This window comes from Collimonas sp. (genome assembly GCF_039923675.1).
In the GTDB taxonomy this organism is placed as follows: domain Bacteria; phylum Pseudomonadota; class Gammaproteobacteria; order Burkholderiales; family Burkholderiaceae_D; genus Collimonas.
Map to the genome: position 1 here is coordinate 1 of NZ_JBDTCG010000108.1, position 18901 is coordinate 18901.

13 protein-coding genes are annotated in these 18901 nt (G+C 57.9%); 11 read left to right on the top strand and 2 right to left on the bottom strand.

Annotation, left to right across the window (positions count from 1 at the left end):
- The first annotated feature begins 16 nt into the window (after positions 1-16).
- From ABI171_RS23965 to corA, 5 genes are all read left to right on the top strand, one after another.
- On the top strand, positions 17-2125 hold the full coding sequence (locus ABI171_RS23965; protein WP_348095092.1) for an RNB domain-containing ribonuclease: 2109 nt from the start codon (positions 17-19) through the stop codon (positions 2123-2125).
- Between the two features lie 134 nt (positions 2126-2259).
- On the top strand, positions 2260-3159 hold the full coding sequence (locus ABI171_RS23970) for a TonB C-terminal domain-containing protein (protein ID WP_348095061.1): 900 nt from the start codon (positions 2260-2262) through the stop codon (positions 3157-3159).
- Positions 3159-4010 carry a shikimate dehydrogenase gene (gene aroE / locus ABI171_RS23975; protein ID WP_348095093.1) on the top strand — a complete coding sequence of 284 codons (852 nt, stop codon included), beginning with the start codon at positions 3159-3161 and terminating at the stop codon, positions 4008-4010. The genes ABI171_RS23970 and aroE overlap by 1 nt, the downstream gene beginning before the upstream one ends.
- Positions 4011-4064: 54 nt before the next feature.
- Positions 4065-4757 carry a monofunctional biosynthetic peptidoglycan transglycosylase gene (gene mtgA, locus ABI171_RS23980; protein WP_348095062.1) on the top strand — a complete coding sequence of 231 codons (693 nt, stop codon included), beginning with the start codon at positions 4065-4067 and terminating at the stop codon, positions 4755-4757.
- Between the two features lie 112 nt (positions 4758-4869).
- Positions 4870-5835, top strand: a complete 966-nt coding sequence (gene corA / locus ABI171_RS23985) for a magnesium/cobalt transporter CorA (RefSeq protein WP_348095063.1) — start codon at positions 4870-4872, stop codon at positions 5833-5835.
- A 73-nt stretch (positions 5836-5908) separates the two neighbouring features.
- Here corA and hemL read toward each other — a convergent pair whose 3' ends face one another.
- Complete coding sequence (gene hemL / locus ABI171_RS23990; protein ID WP_348095064.1) at positions 5909-7192, bottom strand: glutamate-1-semialdehyde 2,1-aminomutase; 1284 nt, start codon at positions 7190-7192, stop codon at positions 5909-5911.
- 115 nt (positions 7193-7307) lie between these two features.
- The gene (locus ABI171_RS23995; protein ID WP_348095065.1) at positions 7308-8159 is read right to left on the bottom strand and encodes a hydroxymethylpyrimidine/phosphomethylpyrimidine kinase; all 852 of its coding nucleotides are present in this window, start codon (positions 8157-8159) and stop codon (positions 7308-7310) included.
- 107 nt (positions 8160-8266) lie between these two features.
- Here ABI171_RS23995 and ABI171_RS24000 point away from each other — a divergent pair, with 107 nt between their 5' ends.
- The 6 genes from ABI171_RS24000 to ABI171_RS24025 all read left to right on the top strand — a co-directional run bounded on the left by ABI171_RS24000 (position 8267) and on the right by ABI171_RS24025 (position 18855).
- On the top strand, positions 8267-8419 hold the full coding sequence (locus ABI171_RS24000; RefSeq protein ID WP_038495022.1) for a rubredoxin: 153 nt from the start codon (positions 8267-8269) through the stop codon (positions 8417-8419).
- 161 nt (positions 8420-8580) lie between these two features.
- Positions 8581-9009 (top strand): response regulator, encoded by a 429-nt coding sequence (locus tag ABI171_RS24005; protein ID WP_348095066.1) that lies wholly within the window; start codon positions 8581-8583, stop codon positions 9007-9009.
- Positions 9010-9097: 88 nt separating this feature from the next.
- On the top strand, positions 9098-9463 hold the full coding sequence (locus ABI171_RS24010) for a response regulator (protein ID WP_038485766.1): 366 nt from the start codon (positions 9098-9100) through the stop codon (positions 9461-9463).
- Between the two features lie 63 nt (positions 9464-9526).
- Positions 9527-10132, top strand: a complete 606-nt coding sequence (locus ABI171_RS24015) for a chemotaxis protein CheW (protein ID WP_348095067.1) — start codon at positions 9527-9529, stop codon at positions 10130-10132.
- A gap of 128 nt (positions 10133-10260) precedes the next feature.
- Positions 10261-12672, top strand: a complete 2412-nt coding sequence (locus ABI171_RS24020) for a methyl-accepting chemotaxis protein (RefSeq protein WP_348095068.1) — start codon at positions 10261-10263, stop codon at positions 12670-12672.
- 159 nt (positions 12673-12831) lie between these two features.
- Positions 12832-18855 carry an Hpt domain-containing protein gene (locus ABI171_RS24025; RefSeq protein WP_348095069.1) on the top strand — a complete coding sequence of 2008 codons (6024 nt, stop codon included), beginning with the start codon at positions 12832-12834 and terminating at the stop codon, positions 18853-18855.
- Positions 18856-18901: the final 46 nt, after the last annotated feature.

An 18901-nucleotide genomic window follows, 5' to 3' on the forward strand; every position in this document is an offset into this window, starting at 1 on the left:
ACACGTAAAGCATGCAATGAATCTATTTTTTGAAGAGTCCGGCGACTTTAAAGCAGGTGTCGTACTGTCGCAGCAAGGCGAGGCCTATCAGGTCGAGCTGCCAACGGGCAAACGCAGCAAGGTCAAAGCCAAGGATGTGCTGCTGCAATTCACATCGCCGACGCCCCAGGATCTGCTGGATGAAGCCAGGCAGATCGCGCAAGACATCGAACTCGATTTCTTGTGGGAAGTCGCGGGCCAAGAGGAGTTCGGCTTTGCCGAACTGGGCGCCGAGTATTTCGGTCACGCGCCATTGCCGGCGGAAGCCGCCGGCTTGCTGCTGAGCTTGCACACCGCGCCGATTTATTTTTACAAGAAGGGCAAGGGCCGTTACAAGGCCGCGCCGGAAGCTTCGCTGAAAGCGGCGCAGGCTGGCATCGAAAAGAAAAAACAGCAAGCCCAGGTCCAGGCCGGCTATGTCGATCAGCTCAAGGCTGGCCAACTACCCGACGTGATGAAGCCGCTGGCGCTGCAGTTATTGTTCAAGCCGGACAAGAACAGTATCGAATACAAGGCGCTGGAAGCGGCTTGCAACGAGTTGCAAACATCGCCGCAGCGCTTGATGCTGTCGGTGGGCGGCATCGCCTCGCCGAAGCAGCTGCACTTGTCCAAATTCCTGCTGGAATTCTTCCCCAAGGGTTCCGGCTTTCCGAAGATCGAGATTCCGAGCGTGGCGGCATTGCCTTTGGCGCCGGTGCAGGCTTTCTCCATCGATGACGTTACCACCACTGAAATCGACGATGCCCTGTCGGTGCAGACGCTGGCCGACGGCACGGTCCGGGTCGGCATCCATATCGCCGCGCCGGGCCTGGGCATCAAGCGCGGCGACGCGCTGGATACGATGGCACGGGCGCGCATGTCGACCGTTTATATGCCGGGCGACAAAATCACCATGCTGCCGGATGAGCTGGTAGAAGCCTTCACCCTGGCGGAAGGCAAGAGCTGCCCGGCGTTGTCGCTGTATGCGACCTTGAATCCGGAAGACTGGAGCGTGATCAGTACCGAAACCAAGGCCGAGTTGGTGTCGATTTCCGCCAACTTGCGTCACAACACGCTCGATGAGCTGGTGACTGAAGAAAATCTCGCCAACGACGCCGGCGACTATCCGCACAAGGCCGATATCGCCTTGTTGTGGAAATGGATACAGGTACTGGAGCAAGGCCGCATGGCCAAGCGCGAAAGCTTCGGCTTGCGGCCCGAGCAAAACAACCGCGTCGATTTCAACTTCTATGTCGAAGACGACGTGGTCACCATCGCACGCCGCAAGCGTGGCGCGCCGCTCGACAAGATCGTCGCCGAACTGATGATCTTCGCCAATAGCAGCTGGGGCAAGCTGATGTCGGATCACGGCGTGCCCGGCATCTATCGCGCGCAGGGCGGTGGCAGCGGCGGCTGGGCTGCCAAGATGCAAGTGAGGATGGTGACGCACGCCGCGCCCCATCAAGGTTTGGGCGTTGACCAATACGCATGGAGCACATCGCCTTTGCGTCGCTATACCGATCTGGTCAACCAGTGGCAGATCCTGGCCTGCGTTGAAGGCGGCGTCGCTGCGCCGCTGGTGGCGCCGTTCAAGCCGCGCGATGCCGATCTGTTTGCGATTGTGTCCGGCTTTGATGCGGCGTATTCCGGCTACGGCGATTTCCAGTCCAACATGGAGCGCTACTGGTGCTTGCGCTGGCTGGGCCAGGAACAGGCGCGCCAGGTCGAGGCCGCAGTGCTGAAAGATGAAATCCTGCGGCTGGCCGAGATTCCCCTGATTATCAAATTGCCGGGCATGCAACAACTGGCGCGCGGCACGCAGGTCAAGCTGGACATCATCCGCTGGGACGAGATCGACCTGACTGTCGAGGCGCGCTTGCTGGAAGTCTCGGCGCCGCCTGCAGCCGATGGCCGGCAGCCTGAAGAGGACGACGCCGAAATGGCGGAGGAACTGGATGCTGCCATGGATATGCCACACGAAACCGCCGAGATTGCGGTCGATGGCGAAGCAGTCATCCCGCTGGCAGATGAGTTGGCGGATGAGCAGGTCAATGCAGCGCCCGATGACGAGAGTGCAACACGGGAGAGCAAACCTGCAACGGAGTGATGGACTCAGGCAGCCGGATCCACAGTAAATTTCCTGTGGGCATCTCTCTGTCGTAGAATGCTTCCCTTGTAGAATTCTTCGTTTATAGAATTCCTCTCCTAATTTCTCTCTTAACAGCGACCTTTGGCACACGCGTGAAATCCTTTTTTCAAAATCGAATCCTGGTCGGCGCCATCGTGGCATCGGTAGTGGCGCATGCGGCGTTGCTGGCGGTGCGTTTCGCCGCGCCTGAAGCCTTCAAGCTGAAGCCTACCGATCCGGCGCTGGAAGTGATCCTGGTCAATGCCAAGCACAACACCAAGCCGGTCAAGCCGGAGGCGTTGGCGCAAGCGAACCTGGATGGCGGCGGCAACGCAGATGCCGGCCGCGCCAAATCGCCGCTGCCGGACATGCGCAAATCGGAAGATGGCGACAACGTCCAGTCCACCAAGCGCCGCATCGAGCAGCTGGAACAGCAGCAACAGCAAATGCTGGCGCAGATGAACAAGCAAACGCCGTTGAAGATGCCGGTTTTGGACGAGCAGGACAAGGCCAGCGATAACACGCCGCAGCCTAACGGCAAGGACCTGGTCGAGAGCGCCAAGGCGATTGCCCGCAAGGAAGCGGAAATCGCGAAGAATATTGACGATTACAACAAGCGGCCGAAGAAAACCCAGATTACGCCGAGCACCCGTGCAGTTGGCTATGCGGCGTATTACAAGGCGTTCCAGGACCGCGTCGAAAAATTGGGTACGCTGAATTTCCCGAGAAAAAATGGCCGTAATCTGTATGGAAAACTGGTGGTCTATATTCCTATTTACCAGGATGGTTCGCTCTATGTCAAAGAGGGCGGCGCCAGGATTGAACGCAGCTCTGGCAACCGCGACCTCGATGCCGCGACCTTGAAAATCATCGAACGGTCGGCGCCGTTCGGACGCTTCCCGGAAAATATGCGCAGCAGTGGCAAAGACGATGTATGGGAAGTGATCTCTACCTTTGAATTTACCCGTGAAGGGCAACTGGAAGCGCAATTGATGGGCGGGGTCAACCAATGATGAGTGCGGCCGGAGCCGGATTTGCAGCCTATGTGGTGATTGGCAATCCGATCGCCCATAGCAAGTCACCCGCGATTCACGCCCGCTTCGCTGCGGATACCGCGCAGGACATGCACTATGCACACCTGTTGGCGCCGCTCGACGGTTTCGCCGCAACGGTGCGGGAATTCGTGGCGCAGGGTGGCCGCGGGGCTAACGTCACCGTGCCATTCAAGCTGGAAGCCTATGCGCTGGCCAGCCAGCTGACAAGCCGCGCCAAGGCCGCCGGCGCGGTAAATACCCTGACGTTTGAAGATGGTCGGATCCTGGGCGACAACACCGATGGCATCGGCCTGGTGAGCGATATCGTACGCAACGCCGGCTTTGATCTGGCGCACAAGAAAATCCTGCTGCTGGGCGCTGGCGGCGCTGCGCGCGGCGTTATCCTGCCGCTGCTGGAAGGCAAGCCGGCGCAACTGGTGATTGCCAACCGCACGGTGGCCAAGGCAGAAGAGCTGGTACAGCAATTCCAGCCCTACTGTGAGCAGCCTGGCCAGCCTTGCATTCTCGGCGCTTGCGGTTTTGCCGACGTCTCGCAGCAGTTCGATCTGGTGATCAATGCGACTTCGGCCAGCTTGCAGGCCGAGCTGCCGCCGCTTGCCGGCAGTATATTCAGCCCGGCGACGTTGGCTTATGACATGATGTATGGCAGCCAGCCGACTGTATTCATGCAGTTCGCCGCAGCGCACGGCGCGCAGGTGCGCGATGGTTTGGGCATGCTGGTAGAGCAGGCGGCCGAAGCGTTTTTTGTCTGGCGCTGCGTGCGTCCGCATACCGATGCCGTATTTGCCGCCTTGCGGGCTGCGCTGTAAAGCCACGCTCGGATAAGGCATGGCGCTTGGATTAATTATTTGCAGGGAACCGGTATGAAAGTCGGCAAGATTTTTTTGCGTTTATGTTTGCTGGTGATCGCCGCAATCCTGCTGCTGCAAGTCTATTTCTTCGTGCAGATCTGGTGGTGGGTCGATCATAACCCGAGCTCCACCAGCTTCATGCGCCATCGCCTGGCCGAGTTGCACGAAACCATGCCGGATGCGCAGTTGCAATTCAAATGGGTGCCGTACGCGCGCATCTCGACCAATCTGAAGCGCGCCATCATTGCTTCCGAAGACGCCAATTTTTCCGAACATGACGGCGTCGACTGGGACGCGCTGCAGAAGGCCTACGAAAAAAACGAAAAAAAAGGCAAGGTGGTGCGCGGCGGTTCCACCATCACCCAGCAGCTGGCGAAGAACCTGTTCTTGTCCGGCGAGCGCAGCTATCTGCGCAAAGGACAGGAACTGATCATCACTTACATGCTTGAATTCCTGATGGACAAGGAACGCATATTTGAAATCTACCTGAACGTAGTGGAGTGGGGCAACGGCGTGTTCGGCGCCGAGGCCGCATCACAGCATTATTATAAAACCTCGGCCACCAACCTCGGCGCCAGCCAGGCTGCGCGTCTTGCCGTGATGCTGCCGCGGCCGCGTTTCTATGACAAGAATCGCGGTTCCGCGTATCTCTCGCAACGTACCGGATTGATTTTGCGGCGCATGGGATCGGCCGAATTGCCGTAATTGCCTTACTATACGGACTTGATGGAAGTTGTTTAAATTGCAGCAGGATTTTATTTTCCGACGGCAAAAAAATCATAACAATTTCTCTGCAAAATCAGTCTTTGGGGTAAGCATGATCAATGTATTCGTATTGCAAAACGGCCGACTTAACCAGGTCAACATCGAGAGTCACGGCGACCTGGAAAAAGTCCAGCCGGTATGGGTCGACCTGACCGAGCCGAACGACCAGGAACGCGCCTGGGTCAAGAGTATCTACGGCGTCACCTTGCCCGGCGAAGACGAAGTCAAGGATATCGAAGCCTCGGCGCGCTACTACGAAGCCGAAAACGGCGATCTCCATCTGCGTACCGATTTCCTGTTTGAAGAAGACGACGGCCCGTCGTCGACCGTCACGGTGGCTTTCATCCTGGCCCGCAACATCTTGTTTTCGGTGCACGGCGAAGATTTGCCGGTATTCCGATTGGTACGCATGCGGGCACGCTCGCGGCCGGGCTCTATCGGCGATTACAAGGACGTTTTGCTCGACCTGTACCAGACAGACGCCGAATACTCCGCCGACGCCCTGGAGGGCGTCTACAAGAAGTTGGATGAGGTTAGTACGCGTGTCCTGCAAAAGAAACTCACCGACCAGGCCGCGGCCGAAGCGCTGAGTGCGATGGCGCACGAGGAAGACTTGAACGGCCGGATCCGGCGCAACATGATGGATACCCGCCGTGCGGTGAGTTTCCTGATGCGCGGGCGCTTGTTAAGCGTGGATCAGTTTGAAGACGCGCGACAGATTTTGCGCGATATCGAATCGCTTGATGGCCATACCGCTTTCCTGTTCGACAAGATCAACTTCCTGATGGATGCGACGGTAGGCTTCATCAACATCAATCAAAACAAGATCATCAAGATTTTCTCGGTCGCTTCCGTGGCATTTTTGCCGCCAACGCTGATCGCCAGCATCTACGGCATGAATTTCCGCTTCATGCCGGAGTTCAACTGGCATCTCGGTTATCCGCTGGCGCTGGTGCTGATGGTGTGTTCGGCGATCACGCCGTTCTGGTACTTCCGCCGGCGTGGCTGGTTGAACTGACCGCCGTCATTTCCGACCGGGTCAACCTGACCGGGTCATTCCCGCGAACGCGGGAATGACGTGAGCGGCATTGTTAATTCAGCTGCGCAAACGCGCCGCGCGCCGCTGCGATGGTGGCGTCAATCACGGCATCGTCATGCTGCGCCGAAACGAAACCGGCCTCGAATGCCGATGGCGCCAGATAGACGCCGGCATCCAGCATGGCGTGGAAGAACTTGTTGAACAATGCCTTGTCGGACGCCATCACCGCCGTATAAGTACCCGGCACCTCTGCCGCAAAATACAGGCCGAACATACCGCCGATGGCATCGCCGCTAAAGGTGACGCCGGCATCTTTGGCGGCGCTGCTCAAGCCTTGCACCAGCTTGCCGGTCTGCGCTGAGAGCCTGGTGTAAAAATCCGGTTCCTGGATCAGCTTGAGAGTACTCATGCCTGCGGCTACCGCCACCGGATTGCCTGACAGCGTGCCGGCCTGGTACACCGAGCCCAGCGGCGCCATATGCTTCATCAGGTCGGCGCGGCCGCCGAAAGCCGCCACCGGCAAGCCGCCGCCGATGACCTTGCCCAGCGCGGTGATGTCCGGCTTGATGTTGTACAGCGCTTGCGCACCACCCAGCGCCACGCGGAAGCCGCACATGACTTCATCGAAAATCAGCACGGTGCCATGTTGGGTGCACAGGCGGCGCATGGTTTGCAGGAATTCCGGCGTCGCCCGCACCAGGTTCATGTTGCCGGCCACCGGTTCGACGATGACGCAGGCGATCTGGTCGCCGATGTCCTTGAAAGTCTGTTCCAGCTGCTCGCAATTGTTGTAATCGAGGACCAGCGTGTGCTTGACGAAATCTTCCGGCACGCCGGCCGAAGTCGGATTGCCGAAGGTCAGCAAGCCGCTGCCGGCCTTGACCAGCAGTGAATCGGCGTGGCCGTGATAACAGCCTTCGAATTTGAGAATCTTGTCGCGGCCGGTGGCGCCGCGCGCCAGGCGCAACGCGCTCATGGTGGCCTCGGTGCCGCTGGAGACCAGGCGTACTTGCTCGATCGATGGCACCAGCTTGCAGATTTCTTCGGCGATTTCGACTTCGCCCCGGGTCGGCGCACCAAAGCTGAGGCCGCGCGCCGCGGCGTCTTGCACCGCCTTGATCACGACCGGATGGGCGTGGCCGACAATCGCCGGGCCCCAGGAGCCGATGTAGTCGATATAGCGGCGATCGTCGGCATCCCAGAAATAAGGGCCTTCGGCGCGCGTGATAAAGCGTGGCGTGCCGCCCACCGAACGGAAGGCGCGTACCGGCGAATTGACGCCGCCGGGCGTGGTCAGCTGGGCGCGGGCGAACAAAATATCGTTGTTGGAAGTCATAAGCCTGATATCAAAATAAATTCAAATAAACAATCCGACCCGGTCAACACCGTAGGTCGGAAAAGCGGGGCGTCATCCGGTGCCGGCACCGAGCCGAGGATCAAGATTCGCAATATCAAAAAGACGTTCCGGAATCCTCGTCATCAGGCCGTAAGCCATCTTCGCGCGCCCAGAAATAACGGTCCGGTATCAGCTTGCCCATTCCCAGTCGTTGCGCCGCAGTGACTGCCGCCAGGGTGAATTCCTGCGCCTCGGACACAGCTTCGGGCACATCCAGGCCGTTGGCCAGCATCGCCGCAATCGCCGCCGACAAGGTGGTGCCGGCGCCGACGAACGAGCCGGAAACGCGCGGCCAGGTATCTTGCCGCACCACGCCGCTTTCGTTGAACAAGGTGTTGCCGATTTCGGCAGCCGGAGTAGGCGTGCCGGTCACAAACAAATATTCGCAGCCGAGTTCGATGATGCGCATCGCATCGATGCTCATCATGTCTTCGGAAGACGGTTCGCGCCAGGTTTCCGCCAGCCGCGCCAGTTCCACCGCCGACAGCAGCATGACGGTGGATTGCGGGATCAGCAATTCACGGATAGCGGTCAACAAGTCTTCGCTATCTTGTCCTTGATCCGGCATGGCCGATAAAAAAGGGTCTAGAATCAGCGGGATTTCCGGATAGTCCGAGACAATCTCGGCAATCACGGAGACACTCTCGATGCTGCCGACGGCGCCCACCTTGAAGGCCGCAACCGGCATGTCTTCGAGCAGCACGCGGGCCTGGTCGGCGACCCAGTCGGCATCGATTTGTTGCGTATCTTCGATGCGAGCGGTATCGCCGATGAGGATAGACGTGATGACAGACAGGCCATGACAGCCCATTGCTGAAAAGGTGGCCAGGTCTGCCTGGATACCGGCGGCGCCGACTGGGTCGGCAACGCCGAAGGTCAATATAAGAGGAGAAGTTTGGTTTTGCACGGCGGGTAGATTAAGATATCCGACTTTGCATTTTACTTGATTGAAGGGTCACTGCCGTGAGCAATAATGAAAGCAACGCAACATCGAAGCCGGAATACAAAACCTGGATGTGTCTGATTTGCGGCTGGGTCTACGACGAAGAGGCCGGTTTGCCGGAAGAAGGCATCGCCCCGGGCACTTTGTGGGATGACGTGCCGATGAACTGGACTTGTCCGGAATGCGGCGCGCGCAAGGAAGATTTTGAAATGGTTGCCATTTAATTCATTTCTACCATTTTTTATTGCAGGAAAAGTAATTTATCGCTCCAAGTTACAAAAAAAATTGAACTTTATCGTCTACCCCAACTAAACATTGTCCTAAGGAATGTCTTTCTTTGTTACAGTGACGCCGTAGATTTATTTGGATTGAATGAGACGATTTCATGACAACATCACTTGGCGGCGTCAACCTGAAGGTAATGGTGATTGACGATAGCAGCACGATTCGTCGTTCTGCGGAGATTTTCCTGAGCCAGGCCGGCTATCAGGTGGTACTTGCCGAAGATGGCTTCGATGCATTGGCGAAGGTCAATGATCACAAGCCTGCGCTGATTTTTTGCGACATCCTGATGCCTCGTCTGGACGGCTATCAGACCTGCGCCCTGATTAAAAAGAGCGCTAAATTCCACGCTACGCCGGTGGTCATGCTGTCGTCCAAGGACGGCCTGTTCGACCGCGCACGCGGCGCCATGGTGGGCTCCGACGAATATCTCACCAAGCCGTTCACCAAAGACAGTCTGCTGAAGGCGGTGCGCGAACATACACAGGCTGCGGGCAGTGCGACGCCTGGCGTGGTGGCGGTAACGGCGTAACTGTTAAATGATTGTCAATTTATATTGAAGCTGGCGATATCTCGCTGAACTACACAATTTGACGTAACTGAAGCATTAAAGGTTGAAAATGGCCATACAAAAAATTCTTATTGTCGACGACTCTCCAACCGAGCGTTATTTCCTGACCGATATCCTGGCGAAGGCCGGCTATTCTGTGTCGACCTCCGAAAATGGCGAAGGCATCCTGGACAAGATCAAAGCCGACAAGCCGCAATTGATCCTGATGGATGTGGTGATGCCTGGCCAGAACGGCTTCCAGGTGACGCGCTCGATTACGCGCGATGACGACACCAAGGACATTCCTATCATCATCTGCAGCAGCAAGGGCCTGGAAACCGACCGTATCTGGGGCCTGCGCCAAGGCGCGCGCGATTACCTGGTAAAACCTATCGATCCTAAGGAACTGCTGGCTAAAATCGCTGCGCTTGGTTAATCGAGTGCTGAATTTGAAGTTTGAATTTCACGTTTGACTACGCTACATCGGCATCCAATCAAAATGACCCAATCAACCTCGCCTCTGACGGCGGAATTGCCGCCTTCATCGCCGCTGCAGCCCATAGACAAGGCCCGCAAGGTCGCGCTTGACGCCGACTCGCGCCGCAGCCGGCTGCGCGAATTCCAGTCGCACTTGCTGGAGCGGATGCAGGCTGCCCGTAGCGGCAGCGAGACACAGGAAAGCCAGTTGGGTTTGTTGATCGGGCAGAGTCGGTGGTTGTTGAATTTGCAAGAGGCCGGCGAAATTGTCGCGGTCGACCAGATTTCGCGGGTGCCGTTGACCCACGACTGGTATCTGGGTTTGAGCAACGTGCGCGGGACGCTGATCAGCGTGATCGATTTTGCACGTTATCAGGGACACGCTTTGACGCAAATTGACAAGGAATGTCGGATTGTTGCGTTCGCGCCGACATTTTCGTTCAACAGCGGCTTGCTGGTTTCGCGCGTTCTGGGGTTGCGCAACGTCGCCAAAATGACCTTGCAAGCCCCTGAGTCATTGGATCAGGCTGACGCGAAGCGCTATCTCGATAGCGATGCACAGGTATGGACCGAGCTGAGCATGGCCCAAATCTTGCACGACCCTCGTTTTTTACAAGTAGGTTTATGAGTTCCAGGTGCCGTTGCAACAGCGATGGCACTCGGTGGCAGCGAATTGGCACACGGCGATTTTCGCCGGCTACACGGTGATCCCGTCGTGTACATGGTGATTTCATCGAGCAATTAGGAGATTCTGTAATGGCATTCAAACTACCGTCTTTATCCAAGGCGGCCAAGGAAGAGCAGGGCGAAGCTGGCGATCGTTTCATGCAGGACGCGCTGATGCACGATCCTGAACAGACTGTCATGGAAGAACGTTTTATTCCCGAGCCTCCGACGCCAATCGCGGCGCCGTATGTCGCACCTGCACCGTTGGCTGCGCCAACCATTGCACCGCTTCCGGCTTCCGCCCCGGCTGCATCATCCGCGCCGGCGTTTGTCCCTACTCCGCAAGCAGCAGCGCCGCAAACTACTGCCGCTTTCACTGGCGCTGCCGCTGAAATCGCCAGCCCGGATGCGCGTCCGTTGCCATTGATCGGCAAAATGCCGCAGCAAAAACAGATTCGTCTGTTGCTGATCGTGCTCGGCGCGGGTTTGTTGCTGACCATCCTGTTCCTGTGGCTGAGCGCCAAGAGTTCAGCGATGAGCTCGACCCAGACCCAGATCGCCGGCGACGCGCTGATGCACTCGCAGCGTATCGGTAAGGCGACGCCGAATGCGATTCAGGGTAATCCTGAAGCGTTCAAACAGTTGGCAGACAGCCGCAAGGAATTCAACCAGGATCTGGGCATTTTGCTCAAGGGCGGCGATTACAAGGGCCATGATATCGGCGCTCCTAGCGCTACCATGGATTCCAAGCTGACTGACGTCAATAAAGTGTGGTCGAATACCGACAAGGCTGCGGATACCATCCTCAAGCTGCAAAAGGAATTGACCAGCTTCGGTGTGACGTTGCAAAAACTGAACGGTATTTCGCCTAACCTGCTGGACCTGTCGGAACAGATCGCGACCCTGAAGACCCAGACCGGCGCCACCCCGCGCGAAATCGCGGCATCGTCGCAGCTGGTCATGCTGACCCAGCGTCTCGGCCGTTCCGCGAATGAATTCCTGACCTCGGAAGGTGTGAACCCGGAAACTGCGTTCTTGCTGGGTAAAGATACGAATACATTCCGCGACATCGTCAGCGGCTTCCTGAACGGCAGCGATGTATTGCGTCTGCCGGCCAGCAAGAGCGAAGAAGAGCGCAGCAAGCTGACCGAACTGGAAAAGAGCTTTGCCGAATACCAGGAATCGGTTGCATCGATTCTGGGTAACATGCAGAACTTCGTCTCCGCCAAGCAATCCGAGCAGTTGATCTTTACCGAGAACGAAAATCTGAAGCAACGCCTGAGCGCCTTGCAAGATACCTATCGTACCTCGCAAGATACGCAAAGTATCTGGTTCTGGCTGATGCTGGCATCGGCCCTGGCAACGCTGCTGGCGGCCGCCGCTATCGCCTGGGTCCAGGTGCAGGATGGCCGTCACCGTACCCACGAAGCTGATGTACGCCGGATGGAAGCGGAAGAACAGCGTCTGCAAGCGATCAAGCAGGAAGAAGACGCCAGTAACGCCAATGACCAGAACCAGGCTGCGATTTTGCGTCTGATGAATGAATTGCAAGAAGTGGCGGACGGTGACTTGACGGTGCAGGCGACGGTGTCGGAAGACATTACCGGCGCGATCGCCGACTCGGTTAACTACACCGTGGAAGAATTGCGTGGACTGGTCGGACGGGTTACCGCAACGGCGCAGCAAGTTACCGTGGCGTCGGACCAGGCGCAAAGCATTTCGATCGAACTGCTGGCGGCGTCGCAAAGACAGTCGCGCGATATTCAGGAAACCACGCAAGCGGTTCTCGACATGGCGACCCAGATTACCGACGTTTCCAAATCGGCTAGTGAATCAGCCGAAGTGGCGCGGCAGTCGGTGAGTGCGGCGGAAGAAGGTTCCAAGGCGGTGGAAAATGCGATTTCAGGCATGAACGAAATTCGCGAACACATCCAGGAAACTTCCAAGCGCATCAAGCGGCTGGGTGAGTCGTCACAGGAAATTGGTGAAATCACCGAACTGATTTCAGACATTACCGAACAGACCAACGTGCTGGCGCTGAATGCGGCGATCCAGGCGGCATCGGCAGGCGAAGCAGGCCGCGGATTCTCGGTGGTTGCGGAAGAAGTTCAGCGTCTGGCGGAACGTTCCGGCGCGGCGACCAAGCAGATTGGCGCGCTGGTCCGTACGATTCAGACCGATACCCACGATGCGGTGGTGGCGATGGAGCGTTCGACGCAAGGGGTGGTCGAAGGAGCCAAGCTGTCAGATGCGGCCGGTGCGGCGTTGTCGGACATCCGGCGGGTTTCGAACCGTCTGGCGGAACTGATTCAAAGCATTTCGTCAACTACCGAGCAGCAGGCCAACTCGGCAAATGGCGTGGCTACCAACATTCAAAACATTTTGTCGGTGACCGAAAAGACACGGGAAGGTACGCGTCAGACGGCGTTGTCGATTCGCGAATTGTCGAAATTGGCAGAAGATTTGAAGAGTTCGGTATCGCGCTTCCGCGTGACCAATTAATGTGTAGTTCCGCGCTCGCTGTCCTTTTATCGGGCCGGCGAACGCGGTTATCGGCCAAGGCTTGCCCGGGTTTGCGCACTGTTGCAAGCTTGGGTGATGCGTTGGCCGATATGCATCGTGGTCAATCACTTGGCCACTCCCTGAACCCATGAGGCAGTCATGACCACCGATTTTTCCAGTACCGCTGACTCTACGCGGACGCATCTCGATACCGGACCATTGTCATGGGTGATGAGCGAAATTCGCGAGGCCCTGAATCAGTCCGGCACCGCCTTGTCGCAAATTCACGACAAACAGCAGGCCAGCGACGATCACTCGACCGCTATCCGTCATGCCAAAACCTATCTGCACCAGGCGCACGGCGCGTTGCAAATGGTCGACATCGACGGCGTCATCATCATTACCGAAACAGTTGAAGATTTGCTGGAGCGCGCCGAATCCGGCCAGGCCGAGCTGACTGCGCAACATGTGCAAACCATCGGCAATGCCTATCAGGCCTTGATCGAGTATCTGGACGAAGTATTGGCAGGCGGCAGCCATCAGCCGGTGCGTCTGTTTCCTTATTATCAAGCGTTGTTGGAAATCCGCGGCGCTGAAAGAATCCATCCAGCCGATTTGTTTTTTCCCGACCTGACGATCCGTCCACACTTCCCGGCCGCAGAGCAAGCCGCAGCGGTTGAAACCGATTTCTATCTATCCTTGCGCAAACGCTTTGAGCGCGCGCTGTTGCCTTTCCTGAAAAGTGCCGACAAGGCGGTTGAACTGGAAAACGCCGGGTCTATGCAGGTGGTTGTGGGCGAAGTGGAACAGACCCAGCGTAACCAGCAGGCGCGGGCATTCTGGTGGGTCATGCATGGCTTCTCGGAAGGCGTGGCGACCGCGCAGATATCCAATGAGCTGTATGTCAAACAACTGTTCGCCCGCATCAATCTGCAACTGCGCCGCTTGAGCCAGGGTTCTTCCAGTATCTCGGAACGGCTGTTGCGCGATGCGTTGTTTTTTATCGCCGGGGTTGCGCAGCCTTCCAAGCTGACCACCCAGATTCGCGCTGCGTACCGCCTCAACGGCCTGGTACCGAACGATTACAGCACGCGCCATTACGGCCAGATCAGCCTGGACGCCCTGGGTACCGCCAAAGAGCGCCTGGGACAAGCCAAGAACATGTGGGACCGGCTGGCCAGCGGCGATGCCGCTCCGGCTGCTGCGTTTGAAAAAGAAATGCATGGCCTCAGCGAAGCCGGCAGCCAGCTCAACGCGCCATCGTTGTCGAAGCTGTTGCGTGAATTGAACGGCATTGCGCGCCACGCTGCGCATTCGCGTCCGGGCGATGCGATTTGCATGGAAATCGCTACCAGCCTGTTGTTTATCGAAAACACGCTGAATCACATCAGCCGTCTGCCGCAGAATTTCTCCGAACGCGCCGATGCCATGACTGCGCGTCTGTTGGCGGTGGTGTCCGGTGAAACCCTCGGCAAACCGGCGCAATGGATCGACGATATCTATCGTGAAGCGCAACAACGCCAGACCGTCAAGATGCTGGCTTCGGAAATGCTGTCCAGCTTGCGCCAGGTCGAAAAGATGCTGGACGAATTCTTCAAAGATCCGGACCGGCGCGAAGTACTGACCCAAATCGGACAAGTGCTGTACCAGATCCAGGGCGCGCTCGCGATCCAGGACCAGAGCGACGCTATCCGCGTGGTCGAGCATACCCGCAGCACGCTGCAACGCTTTGCCGCTGAAGGCGCTGAAGTTGTGCCGGAACAGAAAGAGTTCGAACGGATCGCCCAAAATATCGGCGCGCTGAGCTTTTTCATTGAAACCTTGCAGCATCAGTCCGATACGCAAAACAACCATTTCACTTTCGATGAAGAGGCTGGCGTATTCCGCATCAACCTGCTGGAGCGACGTGCTGTGGTGGCGGCTCCGCAACCCGATCCGGTGGTGTCGTCGACAATCAGCAATCTTCCCGCATCGGCGGCAACGGCGCTCGCCGGCGACAGCCTGCCATCCTTGCCTGAGCTGGCAACCGTAGAAGATGAGCTGTTGCAGCATCAGCAGCAATCGGCCGAGCTGGCGCTGTCGCTGACCGCGCAGCCGCACGATCCTGAGCTGCAGGAAAGACTGAAAGAATCATTGGTGCAGATGCGGGTTGACGCGGCTTTGAGCGACAATCCTGAAGCGACCGACCGGGCCCAGGCTGCGATCGATATTCTCGACCATCCGGACTTTTCGGCTTCGCAGCAATCCCTGGCAAATATCGTAACTACCATTGTGCCGCTGCATGCGGCCGACACTGTCGCGCCTTTGGCGGCGGTAGCTGCGGTGACCGACGAGGAGGCCGATGCCGAATTGCGTGAGATTTTTTTGTCCGAAGCAGAAGAGGTCCTGACTAACGCCAGACAAGCTCTTCTGCAATTGGATGATGCGCCCCATAAACAGGAACCGCTGACGGTATTGCGCCGGGCGTTTCATACGCTCAAAGGCAGCGGCCGCATGATCGGCTTGAATGCTTTCGGCGAAGCTGCCTGGAGCATCGAACAGGTATTGAATCTGTGGCTGTCGGAATCGCGCACGGTAAGCGCCGATCTGAGCGCTTTGCTGGATCACGCCGTGACGCAGCTCGATGGCTGGGTCAAGGAAATCCAGTTGTATGGCCAATCAGAGCAGACTCCTTATGCGTTGGCTGAAATTGCCGAGACCGTACGCGAAGGCGGTGCTTTCGTCGGCCCTGCGGCCGTAACACCGGCACTGACCGATACGCCTGGCGAGGCACTGGAGTTCAGCGACTTGCCGGAGCTGCCGGCACAGGCAGAGGAAATCCAACTGAGCGACGACGACCTTGCCTTGTTCGGCGTGACACACACTGAGCATGTGGACGCGATCGGGCATGTTGGTAACGTTTCGCAGGCATTCGATTCTGAAGAAACGCCATTGCCGGAAATTGAACTTGAGCCACAATTGCCTGCTGAAGTTGCGCCGGTTGCATTTACCCAGCCGCCAGCAATTCCTGTCAGCGCCGAGGTCATCGCCTTTCCCGGAATGCAGGAAATCCGTCACGACGACAGCACCAAGCAAATCGGCGACCTGACCATCAGCCTGCCGCTGTACAACATCTATCTGGCCGAGACCGACCAGCTGGTGCGTCACCTGGCGCATGATTTTGCCGAATGGCGCCACGAGCCGGAGCGGCCGGTCATGACGCAGTCGGTGCATGCCGCCCATTCGCTGGCTGGCAGCTCGGCCACCGTCGGTTTCAAACCTTTGCAAGAAGTCGCGCATGCGCTGGAAATGGCCTTGCAGCGCATGGCGCTGCAACCCGGCAGTTTGCACGGTGCGGATTACGACACCTTGCAACTGAGCGTTGAACGCGTCAAATGGATGCTGCAGCAATTCACGCAAGGCGATATGCCGTATTACGAGCCGGCACTGGTGAGCAGCCTGGACAGCTTGTGGCAACGGCAAGAGTTGCGTTCGCAAGAAGCGGAAGAGTCGGAAGAATCGCCGGAGCAACTGGCTAGCGAAGCCGCATTGGAAACGCCGCAAGAAGCTGCTGCGCTGGTTATTGCTGCCGCTGTCGAGCCGGTCGTTGCTGAAGCCGCGCCGCAGCCGGTGGCGAGTGCGGCCGGTTCGGTTACTGTCGTGACCGAACCGGCTGGCCACTGGAATGATGCATTGAATGTGCAGCCGATCTCGAATGCAGCGGTGGCGCCACATCACCAGCCTTTGCCTGCAGCAGAAGCGCCGCATCTGTTCGATTCGCCAAAAGACGACATCGATCCTGCGCTGATCGTACGCGACGAACTGGATGCCGACCTGTTGCCGGTGTTCCTGGAAGAGGGTAGCGACATGCTGCCGCAAATCGGCAGCGCCCTACGCAGCTGGCAGGAAAATCCGGTGGGAACCAACAGCGCGCATCCTGTGCCGCAAGCCATCCTGCGTCATCTGCATACCATCAAGGGCAGCGCCCGCATGGCTGGCGCGATGGTGCTCGGCCAGCATATGCATGAGATGGAAAGCCACATCGAGGTGATCCTGCAGTCAGGTACTTCGTCGCGTCAGACAGTCGACGAATTGCTGGCGCACTATGACCGCGGCGTACAGATGTTTGACAATCTGCGCAACCCGCAAGCGGCACAGCCGGTTGCGCCGGCAGCGCCCATTGCCGAAGACGTGGTGCAAGAATCACCGGCGCCGGTCAATCTCCCTAGCGTGATGCCTTCTCTGGCGGCTGGCGTGGTGGCGCCTGCGCTGGTCGGCACTGGCGCCAAAGCCGGTAGCGGCCTGGTGTCGCAGGTGCGCGTCAACGCCGAGATTCTTGACCGCCTGGTGAACCAGGCCGGTGAAGTGTCGATCACCCGTTCGCGGCTTGAGTCCGGCATCGGCACCTTGCAATTGTCGCTGTCGGAATTGACGGAAAACGTTGACCGCCTGCGCGGCCAGCTGCGTGAAATTGAAATCCAGGCCGAGGCGCAAATCAGCTCGCGCATGACGCTGGCTGGCGAGCGCGAATTCGATCCGCTCGAATTCGATCGCTTTACCCGGCTGCAAGAACTGACGCGGATGATGGCCGAGAGCGTCAACGACGTCGCCTCGCTGCAAAAGAACTTGACCAACACGGTCGAAGGCGCCAACGTCGACTTGTTGACGCAACGCCGTTTGACCCGCGATTTGCAACAGGACCTGATGCATGTGCGGATGGTGCAGTTTGCCAGTATCGGCGAGCGCTTGTACCGTCTGACGCGCCAAGTGGCGAAAGAACTGGATAAGCGCGTCAACCTGGATATCCGCGGCAGCCATGTGGAAATCGACCGTAGCGTGCTGGAAAAGATGATCGCGCCGTTCGAACATCTGTTGCGTAATGCGATCGTGCACGGGATTGAATCGCGGGAAGCGCGGCGCGCTGCAGGCAAGAGCGAAACCGGCGAACTGAAGATTGAAATCCGCCAGGACGGTAATGAAATCTTGATCCAGATGTCGGATGACGGCCATGGCTTGGACCTGCAACGGATACGCGACAAGGCACGTACCGTCGGCCTGCTGGAAAGCGATCAGCAATTGTCCGATCTGGAAACCACCGACTTGATTTTCCGTCCCGGATTTTCCACCGCGACCGATATCACCGAGCTGGCCGGACGTGGCGTCGGCATGGATGTGGTGCGCTCGGAAGCGGCGTCACTGGGCGGCCGCGTTGCGGTCACCAGCGATCCCGGCCAAGGTACGCATTTCACGATTCACTTGCCGTTGACCCTTGCGGTCACCCAGGTGGTGCTGCTGACGACCGGCGGCAATACCTATGCGGTGCCGTCGGCGCTGGTGGAACAGGTGCAGCAACTGAAGGCAAAGGCCTTGGCCGCCGCTTATAACGATGGCATGCTGATATGGCAAGGACACAAAGTGCCTTTGCAATATCTGTCGACCTTGCTGGGCGATGCGGAAATGGTGCCGGTGGCGCAGCAATATTCGCCGATCATCATCCTGCGCAGCGGTAATGACCGGGTCGCCTTGCATGTCGACGAAATCATCGGTAACCGAGAAGTCGTGGTCAAGAATATCGGCCCGCAACTGTCGCGGATGATCGGGATTGCCGGCGCCACGGTGCTGGGTTCGGGCAATATCGTGCTGATCTTGAACCCGGTGCCGCTGATGCAACTGCAGTTGCAACGTTCGGCGCACGAACATCGCGCGCCGCGCCAATCGCATCTGGCTACCCACGATGTAATGGGCGCTGTGGCGGAAATGAGCGTCAGCGCAGAGTCGGTTTCGCCGCCGGTGGCGCAGGCGGTGCAAGGTTTGCGCAGCCAGAGCGTGGTGATGGTGGTCGACGATTCGCTGACCGTGCGCCGGGTTACCCAGCGTTTGCTGTCGCGTGAAGGTTACCAAGTGGTGTTGGCAAAAGATGGCGTCGACGCGCTGGAGCAGTTGCAGGCAATCACGCCTGACGTCATGTTGGTGGATATCGAAATGCCGCGCATGGACGGCTTCGACTTGAGCCGCAATATCCGCAATGACGAACGGACCCGCCATATTCCGATCATCATGATTACTTCGCGCACCGCTTCCAAGCATCGTACCTATGCGATGGAACTGGGTGTCAACGAGTATCTGGGCAAGCCGTATCAGGAAGATGAATTGATCAGCACCATCAAGTCATTCATCAACAAAGAAGCAAGCACCCTGCAATAACATTGTGTGGGCGGATGGAGAAAATATTCCCATCCGCCTCACAACT

Excerpts from the sequence above, each read along its gene's own strand:
- ABI171_RS24005 (WP_348095066.1), top strand. The coding sequence starts at position 8,581 with ATGACAACATCACTTGGCGGCGTCAACCTGAAGGTAATGGTGATTGAC.
- ABI171_RS24015 (WP_348095067.1), top strand. The coding sequence starts at position 9,527 with ATGACCCAATCAACCTCGCCTCTGACGGCGGAATTGCCGCCTTCATCG.
- ABI171_RS23965 (WP_348095092.1), top strand. The coding sequence starts at position 17 with ATGAATCTATTTTTTGAAGAGTCCGGCGACTTTAAAGCAGGTGTCGTA.
- corA (WP_348095063.1), top strand. The coding sequence starts at position 4,870 with ATGATCAATGTATTCGTATTGCAAAACGGCCGACTTAACCAGGTCAAC.
- hemL (WP_348095064.1), bottom strand. The coding sequence starts at position 7,192 with ATGACTTCCAACAACGATATTTTGTTCGCCCGCGCCCAGCTGACCACG.
- mtgA (WP_348095062.1), top strand. The coding sequence starts at position 4,065 with ATGAAAGTCGGCAAGATTTTTTTGCGTTTATGTTTGCTGGTGATCGCC.
- ABI171_RS24010 (WP_038485766.1), top strand. The coding sequence starts at position 9,098 with ATGGCCATACAAAAAATTCTTATTGTCGACGACTCTCCAACCGAGCGT.
- ABI171_RS24000 (WP_038495022.1), top strand. The coding sequence starts at position 8,267 with ATGTGTCTGATTTGCGGCTGGGTCTACGACGAAGAGGCCGGTTTGCCG.
- aroE (WP_348095093.1), top strand. The coding sequence starts at position 3,159 with ATGAGTGCGGCCGGAGCCGGATTTGCAGCCTATGTGGTGATTGGCAAT.
- ABI171_RS24025 (WP_348095069.1), top strand. The coding sequence starts at position 12,832 with ATGACCACCGATTTTTCCAGTACCGCTGACTCTACGCGGACGCATCTC.
- ABI171_RS24020 (WP_348095068.1), top strand. The coding sequence starts at position 10,261 with ATGGCATTCAAACTACCGTCTTTATCCAAGGCGGCCAAGGAAGAGCAG.